The organism is Rahnella laticis, from assembly GCF_015644585.1.
Lineage (GTDB): Bacteria > Pseudomonadota > Gammaproteobacteria > Enterobacterales > Enterobacteriaceae > Rahnella > Rahnella laticis.
This window is the reverse complement of record NZ_JADOBI010000005.1, coordinates 404,449-422,314: the sequence shown is the minus strand read 5'-3', so window position 1 is coordinate 422,314 and position 17,866 is coordinate 404,449. Positions and strand designations below refer to the sequence as shown.

The following is a 17,866-nucleotide window of genomic DNA, read 5'->3' as shown; positions in this document are numbered from 1 at the left end:
CTTAGCTGTTGATGGCCGTGGCAAACGATGCCAGGTAGGTATCAGTGATGCGCTGACGCAGGGTTAAATCTTCCAGCGGCGGCACCGGCGTATAGTCGTAATCAATGGTGAGCTTGCCCGCTTTCAGCGTGTCCACGGTATTTGCTTCCGCGTCATACCAGGCATTGCCGTCAATGATGTAACCGGCGGTTTTCATTTCGCGCAGTTTGGCGTTAATGCCGGAAATCATGTCCTTAATCAGCGTCGGCGTCATTGGCCTGTCCATCGCCCACAGGTGCGCTTCCGCCATGGTGTCCGCCAGCACCTGCGCGGTGCGGGTGTAATTCTCAAACAAAAACAGCGGGTCTTCGGAGCAGGTGCGCTGTCCCCAGAATTTAAACCCGTCCTTGCGGATAAGCGTGGTGACGTCCGCCCCGTTGAGCAGGTCGGCATCGGTGCCGGTGTTTTGCAAATCCCAGTACACGCTGGCAGACAGGCCGGTGACGCCGTTGATACCCACGTTTGAAAGCGTTTTATGCCAGCCGGTTTCGGCGTCAATTTTGGCACGCAGGCCGAGCGCGTAAGCCGTCGCGGGGGCGATGTCGCTGGCGTTGGTGGTGGTGTTCCAGGCCACGAAATCCGGCCAGATAACCATCAGCTCACGCTGGCTGAAATTGTCGCGGTACTTGATGGCATCGGACACGGTTTTACATCCCCAGGCGCTGACGTAGCCAAAGGCGCGGAGCTGCTGACAGACAGCGGCGAGCGCCGTGGCAACTTCCTGATTATCCAGCCCAGGCACGCCGAGAATACGCGGCTTAACGCCGAGTTCCGTTTGCGCGGACAGCAGGGCTTTCATGCCGGTATACATGCCGGTCGCGTCAGTTTTACCGATAATGTTGGAGGTGGTTTCCGCCTCAGTTTCGCCTTCGGCAACGCGCACGACGACGACAACCGGTTTAGCCTGGTTAGCGATTGCCATCAGCGACTGATACAGCGTGCCCTGGGTGCCTGCCTTTCCGGCGGCGGTCAGTACGTTGGTAATGAGCACCGGCGTATCGAGCGGGAACGCGTCGGCGTCGGCATCGGATGCCGTGCAAACCATCCCGATGATGGAGGTGGAAACGGTGGAGATAACGCGGGTGCCGTCATTGATTTCAACAACGCGCACACCGTGATGATAATCAGCCATGGTGTTTTTCCTGTGATTGGGGTGAGGTCAATCATCGCGTGTTGTTTGCGCGCAGGCACGGCAGGAGGGAAGTGTGGGAAATGGCACAACGCGGCTGCAGCACAGTCAGATCTGACTGTGCTCGATACAAAATCAAAGGGGAGGCAATACGTGCGTTAGTCCGGTTCTATCATGCCGCAGTGCATGCCGAGCGTGCTCATCTGCTGATAATATGCCTTGTAAATTACATCCGACGCATCGAGCGCGATAACGCCAGGCCAGAGAGCAGGATCCTGCGGGGAAGTACCAAAATACGCCACGATGTTCTGACCGTCATCTGACGGCAATGCATAGATAATTGTGTTCATCAGAATGTGTACCCCGTCATGTTAATGCCAAATACAAAAGATGCCCCGTTAGATGAAAATGCCGAGTAATACAGGGTCTGCGCGGTATACACAGGATGCCGGTCAAACGGGAAAGTCATCCCGAGCCCGTTATTGCTCAGGGCATTAATCGCAAAACGACGTCCGGAATTCACCACCGGTAAGGCACATAACCACAAATCGGCACTTTGCGCCGCGCCCACCGTGACCGTGCCGTAGCCCGAAATGGTTTTGGCGTTCTTAGGAAATGACAGCGTTGCAAACGTGGTGACTGCTGCTGCCGTTGCCGTGCTGGCTGCGGACAGCATCCCCGTCGAGAGAGGGGCAATAAACCGACCTTCCTGACAGCCGATAGCAAACATTGCACCGGACACAGGCCAGACGCTTATTAACGCTGAGGCGGTATATCCTGCGGGCATGTTGGCACCGGTATAGCGCTCATCAAGTTGTGACGAACTGGCATTGACCGCCAGCACATCAGCGGTTTTTGTGGTGGGATTAAAGATAGCGTATAACCCTACGAATCCCGCTGAGGGCACCGCGCCCGTGTCCATTCCACCTGCACCTGCTGCCGCAAGATTCACGGTTTTGCTGAAAGCGCTGAGCCGGTATTGTTCACCCGCACTGCTTTCCACGATCAATTCATCTGCGATGAAAGTTGCTGTTTTTGACGCGGCAATCACATTCATCTTTGCCTTGCGTGACGCGCCCACCACGCCAGGGACATAGGCCAAGCGGGCGGCGACTTCTGCCAGATGTTGCGCCATTAATTCATCAGCATAAGCCTTCACCTCAATCACTTTGGTGTCCACATACTGGCGGGTTGCCAGCACCACGGACGGATCGATTTTCAGCGTCACCGCGTCCGTGCTGTTGATGATTAGAATCATGCGCACGGTCTGCGTTCGCCCGCTGCCCTCAGCCAGCAGCGGCTTATAGGTTTCGGGGCAGTTCGCCACGGCAATCAGCGTGTTCTCACTGTCGTACAGCCCGATTTCACGGATCCAGAACCCGCCCTCATTTTCGGGGATGATTTGCTCCGCGATAATCTGGCTGCTGTTGGCGGCGTCCACGCTCAGGGCATTAAGCACGGCGCGGCGCTTTTCGCCGATAAGCACCGTCTGCGTGCCGGTAGGCGTGGGCAGCGCGCCGCCGCCGTCACCGACACCCATCTGGGTGATTTGTACCTTCGTGCCAAGCGCGGCGGCGTTCGCCAGCTTTGCCGCCCCCTGGTTCGTCAGCAGGGCAAAGTATTTGGTTGTCATGGGTTAACTCTCACAGTGTCGATAAGGTGAACCGCCGCACCGGCGTAGCCGCTGCCGGAGACGGTGATACTTTCAGGGGTGTAGGGGTAAACGGTCAGCAAGTCGCCGCTGTAGCTTGCTGCTGCAACGGGAAGCGTACCGCTGACGTCAAGGTTGATAGACAGGCCAATCAGATGGCGGCTGCACGGTTTAGCGTCGTCAATCAGGCGCTCCAGCTCCTGATACATGTCATCGGTGATGCCGGTTTCCAGTACGCCGACGTCCAGGCGGAACGTGCCGGGCGTATCGTTGGTTTTCCACCATTCGCTCACGCGGATCAGATAGCCGAGCGGCTCCACCACGCGGCGCAGCGCGCCCACGGTGCCCTTATGCCGGTGAACAAAATACGCCGCCCGTACTACGCCGCGCTTGGTGGACTCCGGCCAGGTTTCATCCCACCGGTCAACCGACCACGCCCACGCCAGGTAAGGCAGCAGCGGCAGCGGGCAGTTGTCGGGGTTCCAGAGCTGACGCAGCGGAACAGGCAGCGCGTCAATAGCGGCGCACGCCTGCGCGGCGGCCACCTCCAGCGCGGACGATCCCACCGGCAGCAGGCGGCTACTCATCGGTGCCGCCGAGTGTTAACTGATAGCCGGTGCAGTAGGCAGCCTGGGTTTTATCCAGGACAACATCCGCCGCAGGGGCGGCCAGCTCGACCCGCTGCACGCCCTCGACGTGCAGGGCGGCGTAAAGGGCTGACTTGCGGATATCGCGCCCCAGTCGTGACTGTGCGCTGATGTAGGTTTGCAGCTTCGTTTGCGCTGCGGCGCGGATGGGTTCGGCCTCCGGACCCGGGTAGAGATACAGCGTGGCGTCAACGGTATAATTCACCACCGCCGCCGACTGAACCCGCACGCGATCGGCCACGGGGCGCACGTTTTCATCGTTAAGCGCCGCGTCAACTATCGCCAGCAGCTCCGCGCTGGCTTCGCCGTTACTTTCGCGTGACAACACGGTGATGGTGACATTGGCCGGTGACGGGCTGATGGCCGAGGCGTCCGCCACGCGTCCGTCGGCGCTGCGGGCGTGATACTCATAGGCGCCCGTCGGACCCGCAACGCTCAGCCCTTCAAACGCCTGCGGAATGCGCCCGCGATAATCGCCGTCGGCTTCCATCACCGCCGCCGTCGGGGGCACGGTAGTATTATCGGCGGCGGTGACGGTCAGGCGGGTGACGTTGCCGTTTGCCCCGAGCTGATCCAGATCTGCGCCGGTGGCATAAGCCACCATCACGGCTTCGGCGGCTTCATTAATCCGCTGCCGCAAAATAACCTCACGGTAGGCGTTCTCCTCCAGCAGCTTCACAATCGGCTCAGATTCCAGGGTCAGCGTGCGGGCAATGGCGGCCTGCTGGTCTTCGGGGTACAGAGATACCAGCGTGGCTTTGCGCTCCGCCAGCAGAATTTCATAATCCAGCACCTCCACCACGTCGGGGGCGGGTAACTGGCTCAGGTCGATAGTTGCCATAATTAACTCACGGGTAAGGTTAAGGAAATGGCGGCGGACGTGTCTTTGCGGGTGCCGGTGAGTTCCACCACCGCTTTTCCGTCAAACGTCGTTTCAAAGGTGATGCCGGTCAGGCTGACGCGTGGCTCCCACTTGAGGATCGCGCTGTAGCAGGCTGCCATGATTTGCAGTCGTAGCGCCGCGTTCTGCGGGCGGTCAGTCAGTTCAGACAGCAGTGAGCCATAGTCACGGCGCATGACGCGGGAACCGACGGGTGTGCGCAGAATGTCGCTGACCGACTGCTGAATATGCGCCAGGTCTTCGACGCTGCGCCCAGAGTCGCGAGCCAGGCCGATGTATTTTGCATTGGTCATGAAGGCACCTGCGTCTGACCGCCGCCCGTCTGGACGCCGCTGTGTTTATGGGTATGAACAACGATGCCGTTTGACGTGAGGCTCCCGCCTGAATGGGTGAGGTTGCCGGTTAGGGTGCCGCCCTTTTTAATCTCGATGGTGGCGGTGGTGAGTTTGTTAGTGCAGACCACTTCCGGCGTGTCGAGCGTGATGCGTGTCGATGCAGTGCAGGTGATATCCGGTGCAGTCACCGCGACTTTTTCCGAGGCGTTTACCATGGCGGATTTGATACCGGTTGCCAGCAGCGCGCCGGTTTCGGGTTCATATTCGATCACCGCGCCGTCAGGAAAAGTGACATGTACGGCATCGGCTGACGCCGACGGTGCCGGAAATTCATCAGAGAAAATGCCGGGCATCACAAAGGCGGTATCCAGCTCGCCGCCCAGGCAGAAGAGCACAACCTGTTCACCGGCAGACGGTGCCCACCAGGAACGGGCGCGCCCTGCGCGGGAAGTCAGCCAGTGCAGCCAGTCGGTAACGTTGCCGCCGGTATTGACGCGACAGGTGCCCGCATTTAAATCCACCTCGGCAACGGTGCCAATGCGGATCAGATTGCGCAGCAGGCGCGGAATGTCGTTGTTGGGGATTGATGTATTCATGCATAAAAGAATGCCGTCCTGTCAGGCAGCATACAATTTGAGGCAGGTTGTGTATCTATGGCACAACGTAGCGGTTTTCTGAAAATTTAAATGCTGAGTGAAAGACCTTCCTAAGAGAACATAATTCTCTTTAAGAGGTAGCATCTATGTAATATTTTGTAGAAAATGAAATGTGTGTTTCTTGATTGTTGTCAATGCATTGCGTTATTTTGACTTGATGTTGGAACTTCTTTGAAATAGATTCAAACACATACTCAAACATATAATTGTATTAAATTTATACAATGCACTTGCAGGGGAATGTATGGACTTTACCTTACTTACTGATGTCTGGAAATTTTACCTAGATAAAACAGATCCGATAGTGGGTCTCTTTACTCTATTTGGCGCATTGGTAACAGCAGGGGCTATGATTTATGCGGCTAAGGCGGCTTACGCTGCGAAAGATAGCACAGAAGTCGCACGTAGATCTTTGGAATATGCCCAAAATAATACAAGACGTGATGAATTCACCCGGCATTTTAGCTTGTTGCTTGAGCAGCATAATGCTCAGCTTGAAATAGTACAGTTGTACCTTGATAAACCAGAAGGTTTAGCTTTGGTAAAGGAGTTAAGTGGCTCCATTGATCATTTTACAGCTTTTAATAAATTAAGAGGGCATAGTCATCTAAGCCCATACATGCGAATTTTGTATCATTTGCTAAAATTTATCGAGCATAACTTTTACATCGATGATTCATCTGTAATTGAAAAGAAAGTATTTTCATCACTTGTTCGTTCTTTAATACGCAATGATGTTCTTTTCCTGATAGCCGTGAATGCTAGTTATGTTATACAAGACAATAAAGAAAATCAGTATGCAGAATACCAACGTCTTCTGAATAAGTTTGATTTTTTTGAACATGCCCTTTTTTACGATGCGTCTAAAGGAAATGAAATTGAAGGAGAGGCAAGAATTAAAACTTATTACTCAACTGCATTAGCTGCTTTAATAAGTCAATTTAATTACCTTTTACGACAAGATAAAAATTTAACTTGCTCTCCAAATAAAGTTATTTTCCCATTGCCAATTGTAATTGCGAGTATTTTTGATAATCCCCTTTACGAGGCTTCGAAAGCCTGTGTTGAAAACTTTTCAAGTGGGGTCGGTGAAGTTTACTTAAAGGTTAAGGAGGATTATTTAGATAATAATGAAAAACAAATAAGCATCGACTATCGATTTTCCAATTACATTGGGAGACATTACTTTAACCCTAGTGTTGAACAGGTTATTGAAATAATAAGAAATAGCAACATAACCCAAGAAGAACTCGATAATTATCCGAAAGTAAATCACGTATATATTATTGCGGCAGTTGAACGCTGCAAAAAAAACGAAAGCATGGATGATTACCCGACGTATTATTGCAAGTTGAGTAATGATGAAAGAAGTGCTTATCTTTCATCTGGTATTGATTTTGAAAAAGATTGCAAAGAATATTTAAACTGGGTAAAACATATAGAAAATATCGAAGGTGATTATTATGAATTGGATGTTGTTGCAGAAAAAGAAAAATGGATATCCTTCAAAGAATCTATTTTAATTCAACGATTAAAAGAATAACTAGCAAAGCCAAGTTATTATGGGTAAAAGTATTTTCAACATGTATCAAGTTGGATAAGGCACTCTTTAAATTATTAGTAATTTCATTAATTCATCTTCTAATATTTTCATATCTTCGGCGTCCAGCCCTAACAACGGCCGCGCCGGGTACTGCATTTCTTTTGCGCGGACAGAAGGACGATCCCGCAGTCCGTACTGATGCACTTTTGCCATGCGCTGAACCTGTCCGGTGAATTCCACCACGGCGTCGTCTGCGTTGCCTTTGGCCTTCATGTATTTTGCCGTGCGCAGTTTGGCGAACATCTCCCGCTTAATGCGACCTTTCTTTGCCCGCAACGGCTGCGGACGGCGTGGCGTGAACGGCTGACCGTCAGGTGTAACCTGCTGCTTAATACGCTGCTGCTGATGTTTGCGCAGACGCTTTGCAATGGTTGCCGCCATCGCCTTACGGCTTTGCGGTGACAGCGCCGCAACCAATCCGGCCAGGCGGGTATCAAATGCGGTCAGTTCACTCATGCCACTGACTCACTAACACGCCGTGCAGATACAGCTCACGCGGCCTTTCCACCGGCTCAGGCAGCGGCGGTTCCGGAAAGTGTTCAACGTGCAGACCGGAATCAATCTGTTTGACGATCACGCGCTCGGTGAGCTGCACATCAATCGCGATATCGTAGGAGCCATCATCCAGCATATCGGCCTTGAATTTAAAACCGGTCTGCTGCTTTTCCGGTGTCGCCATAATGTCCGGCTGGTTCTCACGCAGCCAGGCCAGGATTGGGACAATGATCAGATCGCAGTCCTGGGCAAAGTTGGTGATCAGCAGCTCGGTCTGATACTGATATTCAAACGACAGCGAGCTGGCTAACATGGAAACGATGCGCCCGTTATCCACAAACATCCGCAGGGTGTCGGGGCTGGTTTGCAGCACCGGCACGGCGTCAGTTAAGGCTTTTCGCAGCTGTGCGGGTTTTAACACGGTGTTCCTCCTGGCATTGTTTGACCGCTTCCACCTGGAGGCCGCAGGCTGTGAGTGCCGCCTCCAGGTTTCTGACGTCGGCGCTCAAGTCGCCGTTAGTGGCCGGTGAGCTTGCCGGTATCGGGCAACTCGTTACCGCCGGACAGCCAACGTAAATAATCTGCGGTGCTGGCAAAGGCGGGGCGTTGGTGCATCCGGCCAATACCGTCAGGCAGGCGAGCGCTATACCAGTCGCGCATTTCCTGATTTTCATTGAGTAACCTTTGAAGGTGAATTTCACGATTCCGCGCTAACTGCCCCGCCTGTGAGAGCTGTGCGCGTAGGCTTTGTTCCTGGCGTTCGCGCGTCACGGCCTCATCGCTCAGGCGGTTAATGGCGTTGTCGCGGCTTTCAATACCAGCGGACAGCGTGCCGATAATGCGCTGCGCCTGGTCGGCTTTTTCAGTCAGGCCGCCGATACGCCAGGTTTGCAGCCCCGCCAGCGCTATCGCCGCCAGCAGTACCAAAATTAAAATTCGCATCAGACACCCCGCAGGCAGTAGGCCAGCTCATTCGCGCGGCGGCGCTCCAGGCCGGTGACGCGCTCGCCCTTAACAAACACCCAGCGCGGCAACTGCTCGCAGGCGTCACGCCATCGACCTTTATTGATGAAAAACGCTAACGTTGATTTGCAGGCCGCCGTCACGCCGACGTTAAACGCAAAGGACACCACGGCGTCATACACCGACGGCGGCATGGTGATCGGCATACAGCGCGCAATGCCTTTCTCCACCCGCATCACGTCTTCCACCAGGTTAACGGCGGCCTGCCGTTCGCTGACTTGCGTTTGCGGCTTCACGCCTGCGGTGTGCCCGATGCCGTTTGTCCAGACGCCCGCGCTGCACTGATACGCCGACAGGCGGCAGCCTTCAAAATCGGCAATCAGTGCCAGACCGGCGGCGGATGTTTGCAGCGTCGGCATTTGCGGCAGCAGCGCGGCAATCGCAAGTACTGCGGCGACGGCGCAGCGTCTAACGATTGATGGCTGCATTGATTTCTCCACTGACGCCCATTTGTTTGAGCAGGCGGTAGGTTTTGCGACGGTAATACCAGTTCACCAGGAAGGTCGCGACGCCGACGGCGGCACCGACCAGAAAGGCGATATCCTGCGGTGACATTGCGCCGAGCCAGGCAAGAAAGGCCGCGACGCAGTAACAGATAAACGAGGTGATGCGCTCCATGGTCATCAGTCCCAAAGTGAGACGGTTTCACTGACTGCGGCCTGAGTAATGTCCGGCAGCTCCACCGCGTAGCCATGGGGCAGGATTGCCCCAGCAGCGGCTAACCCCACGTTAGCCGCGTAAATTTGTTCAACCACCGATACGGTGCGCCCGTAGTACCGCCAGCAGAGTGAATCCACGGTGTCACCCTGTTCGGCATAGACTTTCATCAGAGCAGCCCGATGATGCAGTGAGACACACCGGCGACGTCGCTGATCGCGTTGCGGCCGTCACGCCACAGTTCATCAACCGTACTTTCGACAATCTCCGCCTTTTTACTGCCAGCATCGGTCGTATCACTGTTCGGATATCGTTCCGCCAGAATGGCAGCCGTAATGGAGGAAACCGCCCGCAGATAGGCACAGACTTTGATACTTTCATCATCAATCTGGTCAGCTGGGACATCAGCGAGAGTTTTGTATCCCTGAGCCAGCTGTGCGACGCGGTAGCTGTAAAGCTCGGCGTTAACTTCGGTCAGCGCGTACTTAATGACGGCTCGCAGACGTTTGGCGGTCACCGTTCCTTCCAGGCGCAGCGTGTCGCGCAACTCCAACGGACTGATATCCGGCCAGAAGTGCGTGTTTTTGATCGCGGGTTCCGTCGCGGCGTCCGGCTTTGGTGCAGGTACAACAAGAGACATAGTGACCTCTGAATAGGTGGACGGTGGACGCCAGCGTTGAACGCGGTCACTGACCTGTCGCGGCTGGCGTGCCGTCCGGCGCGGGGCGCGTTCTGTTTAGCTGTTGGCCGCCTTTTTGATGGCTGACTCCAACCGCTCAATATCCTTTTTAACGCCGCAGTTGCTGTTCAACTGGAAGGCGCGTTTTAGGTGTTGCAGGGCGAGCGGCAGTTTTTCTGCGTCGCGATACAGGTAGCCGGTGATTTTGTGCAGCTTGGCGCGTACCTGATCCGGCATGTCCTGGCTTTCCGTCAGTTCCATTGTGGTCATGAGTACATCGAGACCGACTGGCTCACCAGCAGCATGAGCGCGGGTGCTCATGTCGGCGATTTCCTCCGCCAGCGCATAACCGGCAGGGCGTTTGCCGAACGGCATCGCCAGCTTGTAATGCAGCGCATAGCGGGCGATTTCCAGCGCACCGGCATAATCACCTGCGTCAATTCGCCAGATCATGATCGTCATCAGGATGGCGTCCTGCGCGCCTTTACCTTCGGCGAGGACGCCCGCCACCCACGGCGCATATTCGGGCAGCATCTTGCGTTTGAGTTCTGCCTTTTTTTCTGCGGAATAGGCTTTCTTCAGGGCTTTCTGGTCAGCATTAAGCTTTTGCAGCAGCAGTTCATAGCCGGTGGCATGACGCAGCAGGCTGGTATCCTGCTGCGCGGCTTCGATAGCTGACTGCCGCAACAAATGACGTCGGGCAGGGCTGGTCATGACTTACTCCTGAGCTGCCGGTGCAGTGGTAGAGGATGCAGTTTTGATGGCATCAACGATCGCTGAGGTGAATTTGCTGAGTTCGGCCTTATCAGCGGCGTCGTCTTCTTCTACGGTCACTTCGATGTTCTCGATCAGACAGCCGCAGCCGTAATCTTCCACCACATAATCCTCGTTAATGGATTCGTAGTTTTCGATACGGTCACGCTTTGGTACTTCTTCAACGTGGCGGCGGTGCGTGCCGTCCTGCCAGTAAATGGACAGGTTATCCAGACGAGTGATCAACATGGCGTTAGCAGGGAAGCCGGGGACACGCACGGCGGGCAAATTGCCGATGCGTTTCTGGCTGACAATCAGGTCGGCGGCCATCGCCTCCGTGTTTGGCTGCTTTTTGTTGATCAGCGGGAAATACTTATCCGCGAGCAGCTTGCGGCCGCAGATAACCACCAGTTCGGTGTCGTCCTGATAGATAGGGTCGATCAGTTCATTCACCGCATCAAAGACCAGCGCGTCGAGGTTTTTGTATTCACCTTCGCCACCGACTTTCACCGCCTCATTGGTCACGGTGCCGTCTTCGGCGACAATCATGCCCATCACTTTGGTCGGGGCATTCAGACGGTATTTTTGCAGCCAGCCCACGCCGACATCCTGCAACAAAGGATTCTGTACACGGTTAGAAGTTGGTGCGCGGGAAACACCGTTAAAGCCGACCAGGATGCGATCCAGCGCCTGACGCTTGATAATGGCGTCACGCAGTCGGGTCTGAAAATCGTTATAGCGCGCCCACAAATCCAGCTTGTTGTACATCCAGTGGAAGTCGTAGTTGGTTTTGGTGCAGTGATAGCCTTCCTGATCGAGCTTGGTGAAATCAGCGGTTTCACGCTCGTCACCCGCGTCAGTGTTGGTGGTACTGGCAATCGTGCCGGTGACGCCGACGCCAACTTTCGCGCCCATCATTTCGTCCACCGGAATGATGTTGATACGGGTCAGAAACTCTGAGGATTCCTGTAATCGGGTCATCAGCGTCTGCGTGACGGACGGCTCGACGTTAAATTTCTTGTCCAGCGTGCCGACGTCAACGTTGTTGAGTTTGGCGAGCTGAGACAGGAACGCATTAAATTTAAAGCGCGTTTCTTTTTTCATGACTTATTTCCTGAGGGTGAATTAAAGGTGTCGGATCAACAGTCGGTCACTGTCTCTTCAGCGCCTGTGCCGCCGGTGGCGTGCGGGCGCTGGTTAAAGTTCTGCGCCGGTGTCTGCGCAAGCTTGCCTTTCAGTTCAGTGAGGGCGTCATGTTCGGCAGCGGTGGATTTTTCCAAGGTATCGACGCGGCTCAACAGGTCGGTCAGGCTGGTTTCATGCTTATCCAGTTCAGTCTGAGCGTATTGAGCAACTTCGCTGACAGCTTCATGAACATCAGCCAGGCGGGCATCGTCTGACGCCTGTTTACGTGAAAGCTTTTGTTTCACCAGGGCGAAAAGAGAAGGGGCAGTTTCCGGCGCATCTTCAAACTCAATCAGTGCTTCGGTGGCGACAGTGAAGAGGCTGTCCGGATCGGTTTTACGACCGGCGAGCGGGTTCTGTCTGGCTTTACGGCTGAACTCGAGCATTTCAGTGCCGAGGCTTGCGGGGTCATCGGTGACGGCCAGACCGACCAGGTAGGATTTATTGGAGTTGGCGAAGTTACGTTTGATCTCCATCGAGGTGTAAACCTTCTGTCCGTCGCCAACCATCTGCGTTAAATCCGCGGTCGGGCTGATCATTGCGTACAGAGCCCATTTGTCATGCAGCAGCGGTTCAGCCGCGTCATCAATTTGTTCGGCTTTAAGCTGGATCACGTCGCCATAGCGGCGGAAATCGCTGGTCGGTAAAACGCCTTTGATGTGTTCCAGATTGACGCGGGCACCGTAGGCTTTCGCGCTGTATGTCTCCGCCATTTGTTTGATGTCGTTAGCATCAATTTCGCGGCCATCGCAGGTGTCACCTTCGACCCCGATGCGGAACCATTTCGATACTTTCTTTGCCATGTAATTGACTCCGGTAATGAGTGTTGAGAACGGGAGTTAGTTTCCAGAGAGTCGCCGCAGGCCGCCAGCCGATGCGGGTTGTTGCCCGATGGCACAACTTGGGCAGCGCGAAAAACGGCTGGCTGGCCGGTAACGTGGCGGCATGAATATTTCAAACTCCACCATCATCAGCGACCCGCGCCGACAGGCGGCACTGCTTTACTGGCAGGGCTTTTCTGTCCGGCAAATCGGGGAGATGCTGAGCCAAAAAACGCCGACCGTGCAGAGTTGGAAAACGCGCGATCAGTGGGAGGCCATTGCGCCCATCTCTCGCGTGGAAACCAGCATGGAAGCGCGGCTAATCCAGCTCGTCATGAAAGATGTGAAGGAGGGGAAGGACTACAAAGAGATCGACCTGTTAGGCCGACAGATTGAACGCCTGGCACGGGTAAACCGCTACAACCATACCGGCAGCGAGGCTGATTTAAATCCGAACGTTGTCAACCGTAATAAGGGCGAACGAAAGGCACCCGATAAGAATGTGTTCAGTGATGAAGCCATTGAGAAACTCGGCGACATCTTCATTGAAACATCGTTTGAGTATCAGCGCGGATGGCATCAGGCCGGATTACAGCACCGCATTCGTAACATCCTCAAGTCCCGCCAGATTGGCGCAACCTTCTACTTTGCCCGGGAAGCTTTGATTGATGCGCTGACCACCGGCCGTAATCAGATTTTCCTGTCGGCCAGTAAGGCGCAGGCGCACGTTTTTAAAAACTACATTATCGACTTTGCCCGACAGGTGGACGTCGATTTAAAAGGTGACCCGATTGTGTTGCCGAATGGCGCACGGCTGATTTTCCTCGGTACCAACGTCCGTACCGCACAGAGTTATACCGGCAATCTCTACCTGGACGAATACTTCTGGATCCCTAAGTTTCAGGAGCTGCGTAAAGTCGCCTCCGGTATGTCCCTGCATAAGAAATGGCGAAGCACGTACTTCTCAACGCCGTCTAGCCTGGCACACAGCGCCTATCCGTTCTGGTCGGGCGAATTGTTCAACAAAGGCCGTCGCAACAAAGCCGACAGGATTGACCTGGATCTCACGCACGCGCACCTGTCGAAAGGCGTGCTATGCGATGACGGCCAATGGCGGCAGATTGTAACGGTGGAAGACGCGCTGTCAGGCGGCTGTAACTTGTTCGACCTGGAACAGCTGCAACTGGAATACAGCCCCGCCGAATATGAAAACCTGCTGATGTGTGAGTTTGTGGACGATCAGGCGTCGGTGTTCCCGTTCGCCGAGCTGCAGGGCTGCATGGTGGACAGTCTGGACGAGTGGGAAGACTTCGACCCGTATCTTAAGCGGCCATTTGCATATCGTCCCGTGTGGATTGGTTACGACCCGTCGCACACCGGCGACAGCGCAGGCTGTGCGGTGATCGCTCCGCCGGTGGTGTCTGGCGGCAAGTTCCGCGTGCTAGAGCGTCACCAGTGGAAGGGCATGGACTTTGCCGCGCAGGCCAAAAGTATCGAAGAACTCACCAATCGTTATGCAGTTGAGTACATCGGTATCGATGCGACTGGCATCGGGCAGGGTGTGTTCCAGCTTGTGCAGCAATTCTTTCCAGCGGCACGTGAGATCCGTTACAGCCCCGAGGTGAAAACCGCACTGGTACTCAAAGCAAAAGACACCATCAGCTCCGGCCGTCTGGAGTACGACACCGGCCATACCGACATCACTGCGTCGTTTATGGCGATCCGCAAAACCATGACCGCCAGCGGCAACCGTTCAACCTACGAAGCCAGCCGCAGTGAAGAGGCCAGCCACGCCGACGTGGCGTGGGCAATCATGCACGCCCTGTTAAATGAACCGCTGACCGCAGCCAATGGCGGACAAAGCCCGAACATTCTGGAGTTCTACTAAATGAGCAAGCGCAAATACCGCAAAACCACACAGACCACGACCACTGAAAGCCAGCAGGGCGCGGAGGTATTCAGCTTCGGTGATCCGACGCCGGTTTTAGACCGCCGTGAGATTCTGGATTACATCGAATGCACCGGTAACGGTCGCTGGTATGAGCCGCCGGTCAGCTTTGACGGACTTGCCCGCAGTCTGCGCGCCGCCGTTCATCACAGCTCTCCGATTTACGTGAAGCGCAATATCCTCGCTTCGACATTTATCCCGCATCCGCTCCTGAGCCAGCAGGAGTTCAGCAAATTCGCGCTGGATTATCTGGTCTTCGGGAACGCGTACCTGGAACTGATCCGCAACCAGCTCGGCGAACCGTTACGATTTGAGGCCGTACCGGCTAAATATGTGCGTCGCGGAGTGGAAGAGGGGACGTACTGGTTTGTGCAGGGCTGGAAAGAGCCGCATCAGTTCGCAACTGGCAGCATCTTTCATCTGATTGAACCGGACATTAACCAGGAGATTTACGGCCTGCCGGAATACCTGAGTGCGTTGAATTCTGCCTGGCTAAACGAAGCCGCGACGTTGTTCCGCCGGAAGTATTATCAGAACGGTGCACACGCAGGTTACATCCTGTATATGACCGATGCTGCGCAGAGCAGCAGTGATATTGATTCGATGCGAAAAGCGATGCGGGATACCAAAGGCCTGGGTAACTTCCGCAACCTGTTCATGTACGCGCCGAACGGCAAAAAGGATGGCATTCAGATTCTGCCGCTGAGTGAAGTTGCCACCAAGGACGACTTCTTTAATATCAAAAAATCCAGCCGGGACGACATGCTAAGCGCGCACCGCGTTCCGCCTCAGATGATGGGGATCATACCTGATAATGCGGGAGGGTTTGGGGATGTGGAGAAGGCGGCGCAAGTGTTTGTAAGGAACGAGCTGACGCCGTTGCAGGAGAGAATGAAAGAGGTTAATGGATACACTCATTATAAAATTGTAGCCTTCAAAGCATACGCATTATCACCCCATTGAGTAGACGTGTTATTTTCTAACCAAGTTACTACCTTAATTTAATGTCTTTTTTGATTGGTTTGAATTGCAATTTATTGGTGAATAACACAATAATGAGAGACTTACTAAGGATCAGACGAGGTTTTGATGAATTTAATTAGACTAAAGGTCAACGGATTGTTTGGAATGTTGGATTATAACATTCCTTTGGATAATCATGAGTTTACTATTCTCACGGGTCCAAATGGCTATGGTAAAACAATTTTATTAAGGATAATAAAGGATATATTAATAAATGATTTAACTATTTTCGAGAAATTGAAGTTCGAAAATATTATTTTAAGTACAGATGTTGCTGAAATTGAAATTTCCAAAACAATAAAGACCAAAAAAAAATCAATCACTTTAATTGTTACTGAAGGTTCTTCTAGGTATGAGGAGAAAATTTATTACAAAGACGCTCCTGAAAAGCTAGATTGCAATAACGAAGACTTATTAAAACAAAACTTTTACATAAAATTTTGGGCTAAAGATGGTAGTGTAGTTAAAGATGAACACACTGATTCAAAATCAAAATATACTTCCAATGTTTTGGATAAATTTTTTTCAAGCGAAGGGGTCACTTTTATAAAAGCACAGCGACTTGAAACCAAAGAGAGCAAAAATACAGTTATTGATGATTATGCTTTAAAACTAATACAGTTAATGGAACTGGCTACTAGTGAGTCAGCAAAAATAAGTCAACGGCTTGATACAACATTTCCCTCAAGACTCTTTGATATGATAGCGGATTCTCAATTAGCCGCGTATGGTAATATAAGCGATCGACTAATTGGCATACAGGATAAGAGAAAGTTATACATGGGTTATGGGCTCATTGATTCTGAGATCGACCTGCTTCCTTCAAATACAACTCATGTAATTAAAAATAATGAATACCTTAATGTACTAAAATTATATATAGATGACGGGCTTGAGAAACTCGCTCCATTTGAATCATTATTTAGTAGGATTGATCTCTTCTCCACCTTACTGAAGGAAAAAATACTTTCATTTAAAAAAGTTAAATTTGATAGGCAGGAAGGTTTTATTTTTGTAAGTGATATAGGAGATGTAATTGATCGAAATATGCTTTCATCTGGAGAGCAGAATCAAGTCGTAATATTATTTGATTTAATATTCAATAGTAAAGATAAAAATGTTATATTAATTGATGAGCCTGAAATTTCATTACATGTTGCATGGCAAAAGGAATTCCTTAATTCATTAAAGAAAATTCAAAAAATAAACAAATCATCTAAATATATTATTGCCACCCACTCACCACAAATCATTGATAATAAATGGGAATTAACGTACGATTTGTTTGAAGCTACAAAAGGTAATTTGAAATGAGTTCGTTAAGGGAAGCCGTTACGTTGACGGATTGGGCTGATTCGATGATTTTGCTTTTCAAAAGTGCGTTATATGCCAATAAAATTCTCTTAGTATTAGAAGGCGAAACAGATATTTCATTCTTTAATACAAATGCATATGATGAAAGAATACATTTTGATTCCCCATGTTGTGGGAAGCTTGAAGTTATTAAGGCAGTAAATGAGATCAGAAATGAAGGGAACGAAAAATGTTATGGCATATGTGACGCAGATTTTGATAATTTATCTGGCATCCAATATGAGAATATATATTTAACGGATTTTCATGATCTGGAAATGATGTTAATTGCCGGCGGCGTCGTTGACAGATTTATTGATATGTTCACTAAGCATAGCTATATCATTTCCTTAAATAGGTCAGAGTTTAAAGATAGGATTAAAAAATCCATCCTTGAAGTTTGTTATTCAATCGGTATTTTGAAGTGGTTAAACTATAATAACCACCTACTCTTAAGATTCAAATCTATGCGATACGCAGATTTTGTAACTGTGAATAATGAATTGGTTGAGTTTAATTTGGATGGATATATACAACATGTTATTAGCCGAAGTGGTAGGTTAGCCGATGGATATGATTTTGAAAGAATAAAAAATGAGTATCAAGCACTCTTAAATCAAAATGTAACTTTGCAAAACGCAAATTATTTAAATGTCTGTAATGGTCACGATTTTATGTATATTCTTTCAATGGTATTTCAAGGGGAGTTGTCAACTGATAGAAATATGAATAAAGAAAGAGTCGAAACACATATGAGAATTGGCTATCACAGAGATATATTTAGGACAACAGGGCTCTATAATTGTATCGAACAAGCTTTAGTTTTTCATGCTTAGATTCTGATTTAGCACTTGCCACGCATCCTGTTTTGACAAGATGCGCGCAATGCTATCCCCGCCACGCCTGCCCGCTTTATAGGTCGCTTTTAATGCAGTTGCGTGATCCACTTTGATCCACGCCAGCACTGG

General features: G+C 51.7%; 24 protein-coding genes. 6 read left to right on the top strand and 18 right to left on the bottom strand.

From position 1 onward, the window contains the following. Nucleotide 1: 1 nt before the first annotated feature. The 7 genes from IV433_RS13880 to IV433_RS13850 all read right to left on the bottom strand — a co-directional run bounded on the left by IV433_RS13880 (nucleotide 2) and on the right by IV433_RS13850 (nucleotide 5,298). Nucleotides 2-1,171: a phage tail sheath protein gene (locus IV433_RS13880; RefSeq protein ID WP_195814381.1), complete on the bottom strand. Its 1,170-nt coding sequence runs from the start codon at nucleotides 1,169-1,171 to the stop codon at nucleotides 2-4. 155 nt (nucleotides 1,172-1,326) lie between these two features. Then, nucleotides 1,327-1,518, bottom strand: coding sequence for a hypothetical protein (locus IV433_RS13875; protein ID WP_195814382.1), 192 nt, complete (start codon nucleotides 1,516-1,518; stop codon nucleotides 1,327-1,329). Then, nucleotides 1,518-2,801, bottom strand: coding sequence for a phage tail protein (locus IV433_RS13870; RefSeq protein ID WP_195814383.1), 1,284 nt, complete (start codon nucleotides 2,799-2,801; stop codon nucleotides 1,518-1,520). Before IV433_RS13870 ends, IV433_RS13875 begins: the two co-directional genes overlap by 1 nt. After that, nucleotides 2,798-3,406 carry a phage tail protein I gene (locus IV433_RS13865; RefSeq protein ID WP_195814384.1) on the bottom strand — a complete coding sequence of 203 codons (609 nt, stop codon included), beginning with the start codon at nucleotides 3,404-3,406 and terminating at the stop codon, nucleotides 2,798-2,800. Before IV433_RS13865 ends, IV433_RS13870 begins: the two co-directional genes overlap by 4 nt. Continuing rightward, complete coding sequence (locus IV433_RS13860) at nucleotides 3,399-4,307, bottom strand: baseplate assembly protein (protein WP_195814385.1); 909 nt, start codon at nucleotides 4,305-4,307, stop codon at nucleotides 3,399-3,401. The genes IV433_RS13865 and IV433_RS13860 overlap by 8 nt, the downstream gene beginning before the upstream one ends. 2 nt (nucleotides 4,308-4,309) lie before the next feature. Beyond that, the gene (locus IV433_RS13855) at nucleotides 4,310-4,660 is read right to left on the bottom strand and encodes a GPW/gp25 family protein (RefSeq protein ID WP_195814386.1); all 351 of its coding nucleotides are present in this window, start codon (nucleotides 4,658-4,660) and stop codon (nucleotides 4,310-4,312) included. Next, nucleotides 4,657-5,298 carry a phage baseplate assembly protein V gene (locus IV433_RS13850; RefSeq protein WP_195814387.1) on the bottom strand — a complete coding sequence of 214 codons (642 nt, stop codon included), beginning with the start codon at nucleotides 5,296-5,298 and terminating at the stop codon, nucleotides 4,657-4,659. The genes IV433_RS13855 and IV433_RS13850 overlap by 4 nt, the downstream gene beginning before the upstream one ends. A gap of 304 nt (nucleotides 5,299-5,602) precedes the next feature. Here IV433_RS13850 and IV433_RS13845 point away from each other — a divergent pair, with 304 nt between their 5' ends. Next, the gene (locus tag IV433_RS13845) at nucleotides 5,603-6,901 is read left to right on the top strand and encodes a putative phage abortive infection protein (protein ID WP_195814388.1); all 1,299 of its coding nucleotides are present in this window, start codon (nucleotides 5,603-5,605) and stop codon (nucleotides 6,899-6,901) included. Between the two features lie 66 nt (nucleotides 6,902-6,967). On the opposite strand, the gene IV433_RS13840 is transcribed toward IV433_RS13845, so the two are convergent. From IV433_RS13840 to IV433_RS13795, 11 genes are all read right to left on the bottom strand, one after another. Further along, complete coding sequence (locus tag IV433_RS13840; protein ID WP_195814389.1) at nucleotides 6,968-7,417, bottom strand: phage virion morphogenesis protein; 450 nt, start codon at nucleotides 7,415-7,417, stop codon at nucleotides 6,968-6,970. Next, nucleotides 7,410-7,877, bottom strand: a complete 468-nt coding sequence (locus IV433_RS13835; protein ID WP_195814390.1) for a phage tail protein — start codon at nucleotides 7,875-7,877, stop codon at nucleotides 7,410-7,412. The genes IV433_RS13840 and IV433_RS13835 overlap by 8 nt, the downstream gene beginning before the upstream one ends. Further along, a complete protein-coding gene (lysC, locus tag IV433_RS26150) occupies nucleotides 7,840-8,079 on the bottom strand; it encodes an Rz1-like lysis system protein LysC (protein ID WP_229893374.1) in 240 nt (79 codons plus the stop codon). Before lysC ends, IV433_RS13835 begins: the two co-directional genes overlap by 38 nt. Beyond that, on the bottom strand, nucleotides 7,973-8,398 hold the full coding sequence (gene lysB / locus IV433_RS13830) for an Rz-like lysis system protein LysB (RefSeq protein ID WP_195814391.1): 426 nt from the start codon (nucleotides 8,396-8,398) through the stop codon (nucleotides 7,973-7,975). Before lysB ends, lysC begins: the two co-directional genes overlap by 107 nt. Then, on the bottom strand, nucleotides 8,398-8,907 hold the full coding sequence (locus tag IV433_RS13825; RefSeq protein ID WP_195814392.1) for a lysozyme: 510 nt from the start codon (nucleotides 8,905-8,907) through the stop codon (nucleotides 8,398-8,400). The genes lysB and IV433_RS13825 overlap by 1 nt, the downstream gene beginning before the upstream one ends. Beyond that, the gene (locus IV433_RS13820) at nucleotides 8,888-9,097 is read right to left on the bottom strand and encodes a phage holin (RefSeq protein ID WP_195814393.1); all 210 of its coding nucleotides are present in this window, start codon (nucleotides 9,095-9,097) and stop codon (nucleotides 8,888-8,890) included. The genes IV433_RS13825 and IV433_RS13820 overlap by 20 nt, the downstream gene beginning before the upstream one ends. Nucleotides 9,098-9,102: 5 nt before the next feature. Further along, nucleotides 9,103-9,306, bottom strand: a complete 204-nt coding sequence (locus IV433_RS13815; protein WP_195814394.1) for a tail protein X — start codon at nucleotides 9,304-9,306, stop codon at nucleotides 9,103-9,105. After that, entirely contained in the window at nucleotides 9,306-9,776 is a 471-nt protein-coding gene (locus IV433_RS13810; RefSeq protein ID WP_195814395.1) for a head completion/stabilization protein, read from the bottom strand. The genes IV433_RS13815 and IV433_RS13810 overlap by 1 nt, the downstream gene beginning before the upstream one ends. Nucleotides 9,777-9,872: 96 nt before the next feature. Continuing rightward, on the bottom strand, nucleotides 9,873-10,529 hold the full coding sequence (locus IV433_RS13805; protein WP_195814396.1) for a phage terminase small subunit: 657 nt from the start codon (nucleotides 10,527-10,529) through the stop codon (nucleotides 9,873-9,875). A 3-nt stretch (nucleotides 10,530-10,532) separates the two neighbouring features. After that, nucleotides 10,533-11,672, bottom strand: coding sequence for a phage major capsid protein, P2 family (locus tag IV433_RS13800; protein ID WP_195814397.1), 1,140 nt, complete (start codon nucleotides 11,670-11,672; stop codon nucleotides 10,533-10,535). A gap of 35 nt (nucleotides 11,673-11,707) precedes the next feature. After that, the gene (locus tag IV433_RS13795) at nucleotides 11,708-12,556 is read right to left on the bottom strand and encodes a GPO family capsid scaffolding protein (protein ID WP_195814398.1); all 849 of its coding nucleotides are present in this window, start codon (nucleotides 12,554-12,556) and stop codon (nucleotides 11,708-11,710) included. Nucleotides 12,557-12,579: 23 nt separating this feature from the next. Between IV433_RS13795 and IV433_RS26295 the strand changes: the two genes are divergently transcribed. The 5 genes from IV433_RS26295 to IV433_RS13775 all read left to right on the top strand — a co-directional run bounded on the left by IV433_RS26295 (nucleotide 12,580) and on the right by IV433_RS13775 (nucleotide 17,734). Next, complete coding sequence (locus IV433_RS26295; protein ID WP_255534026.1) at nucleotides 12,580-12,702, top strand: hypothetical protein; 123 nt, start codon at nucleotides 12,580-12,582, stop codon at nucleotides 12,700-12,702. Beyond that, nucleotides 12,699-14,462: a terminase ATPase subunit family protein gene (locus tag IV433_RS13790; protein ID WP_195814399.1), complete on the top strand. Its 1,764-nt coding sequence runs from the start codon at nucleotides 12,699-12,701 to the stop codon at nucleotides 14,460-14,462. The genes IV433_RS26295 and IV433_RS13790 overlap by 4 nt, the downstream gene beginning before the upstream one ends. Beyond that, entirely contained in the window at nucleotides 14,463-15,485 is a 1,023-nt protein-coding gene (locus IV433_RS13785) for a phage portal protein (RefSeq protein WP_195814400.1), read from the top strand. A gap of 126 nt (nucleotides 15,486-15,611) precedes the next feature. Continuing rightward, the gene (locus IV433_RS13780) at nucleotides 15,612-16,859 is read left to right on the top strand and encodes an AAA family ATPase (RefSeq protein ID WP_195814673.1); all 1,248 of its coding nucleotides are present in this window, start codon (nucleotides 15,612-15,614) and stop codon (nucleotides 16,857-16,859) included. Then, a complete protein-coding gene (locus IV433_RS13775; RefSeq protein ID WP_229893372.1) occupies nucleotides 16,856-17,734 on the top strand; it encodes a DUF4435 domain-containing protein in 879 nt (292 codons plus the stop codon). Before IV433_RS13780 ends, IV433_RS13775 begins: the two co-directional genes overlap by 4 nt. Nucleotides 17,735-17,866 lie beyond the last annotated feature (132 nt).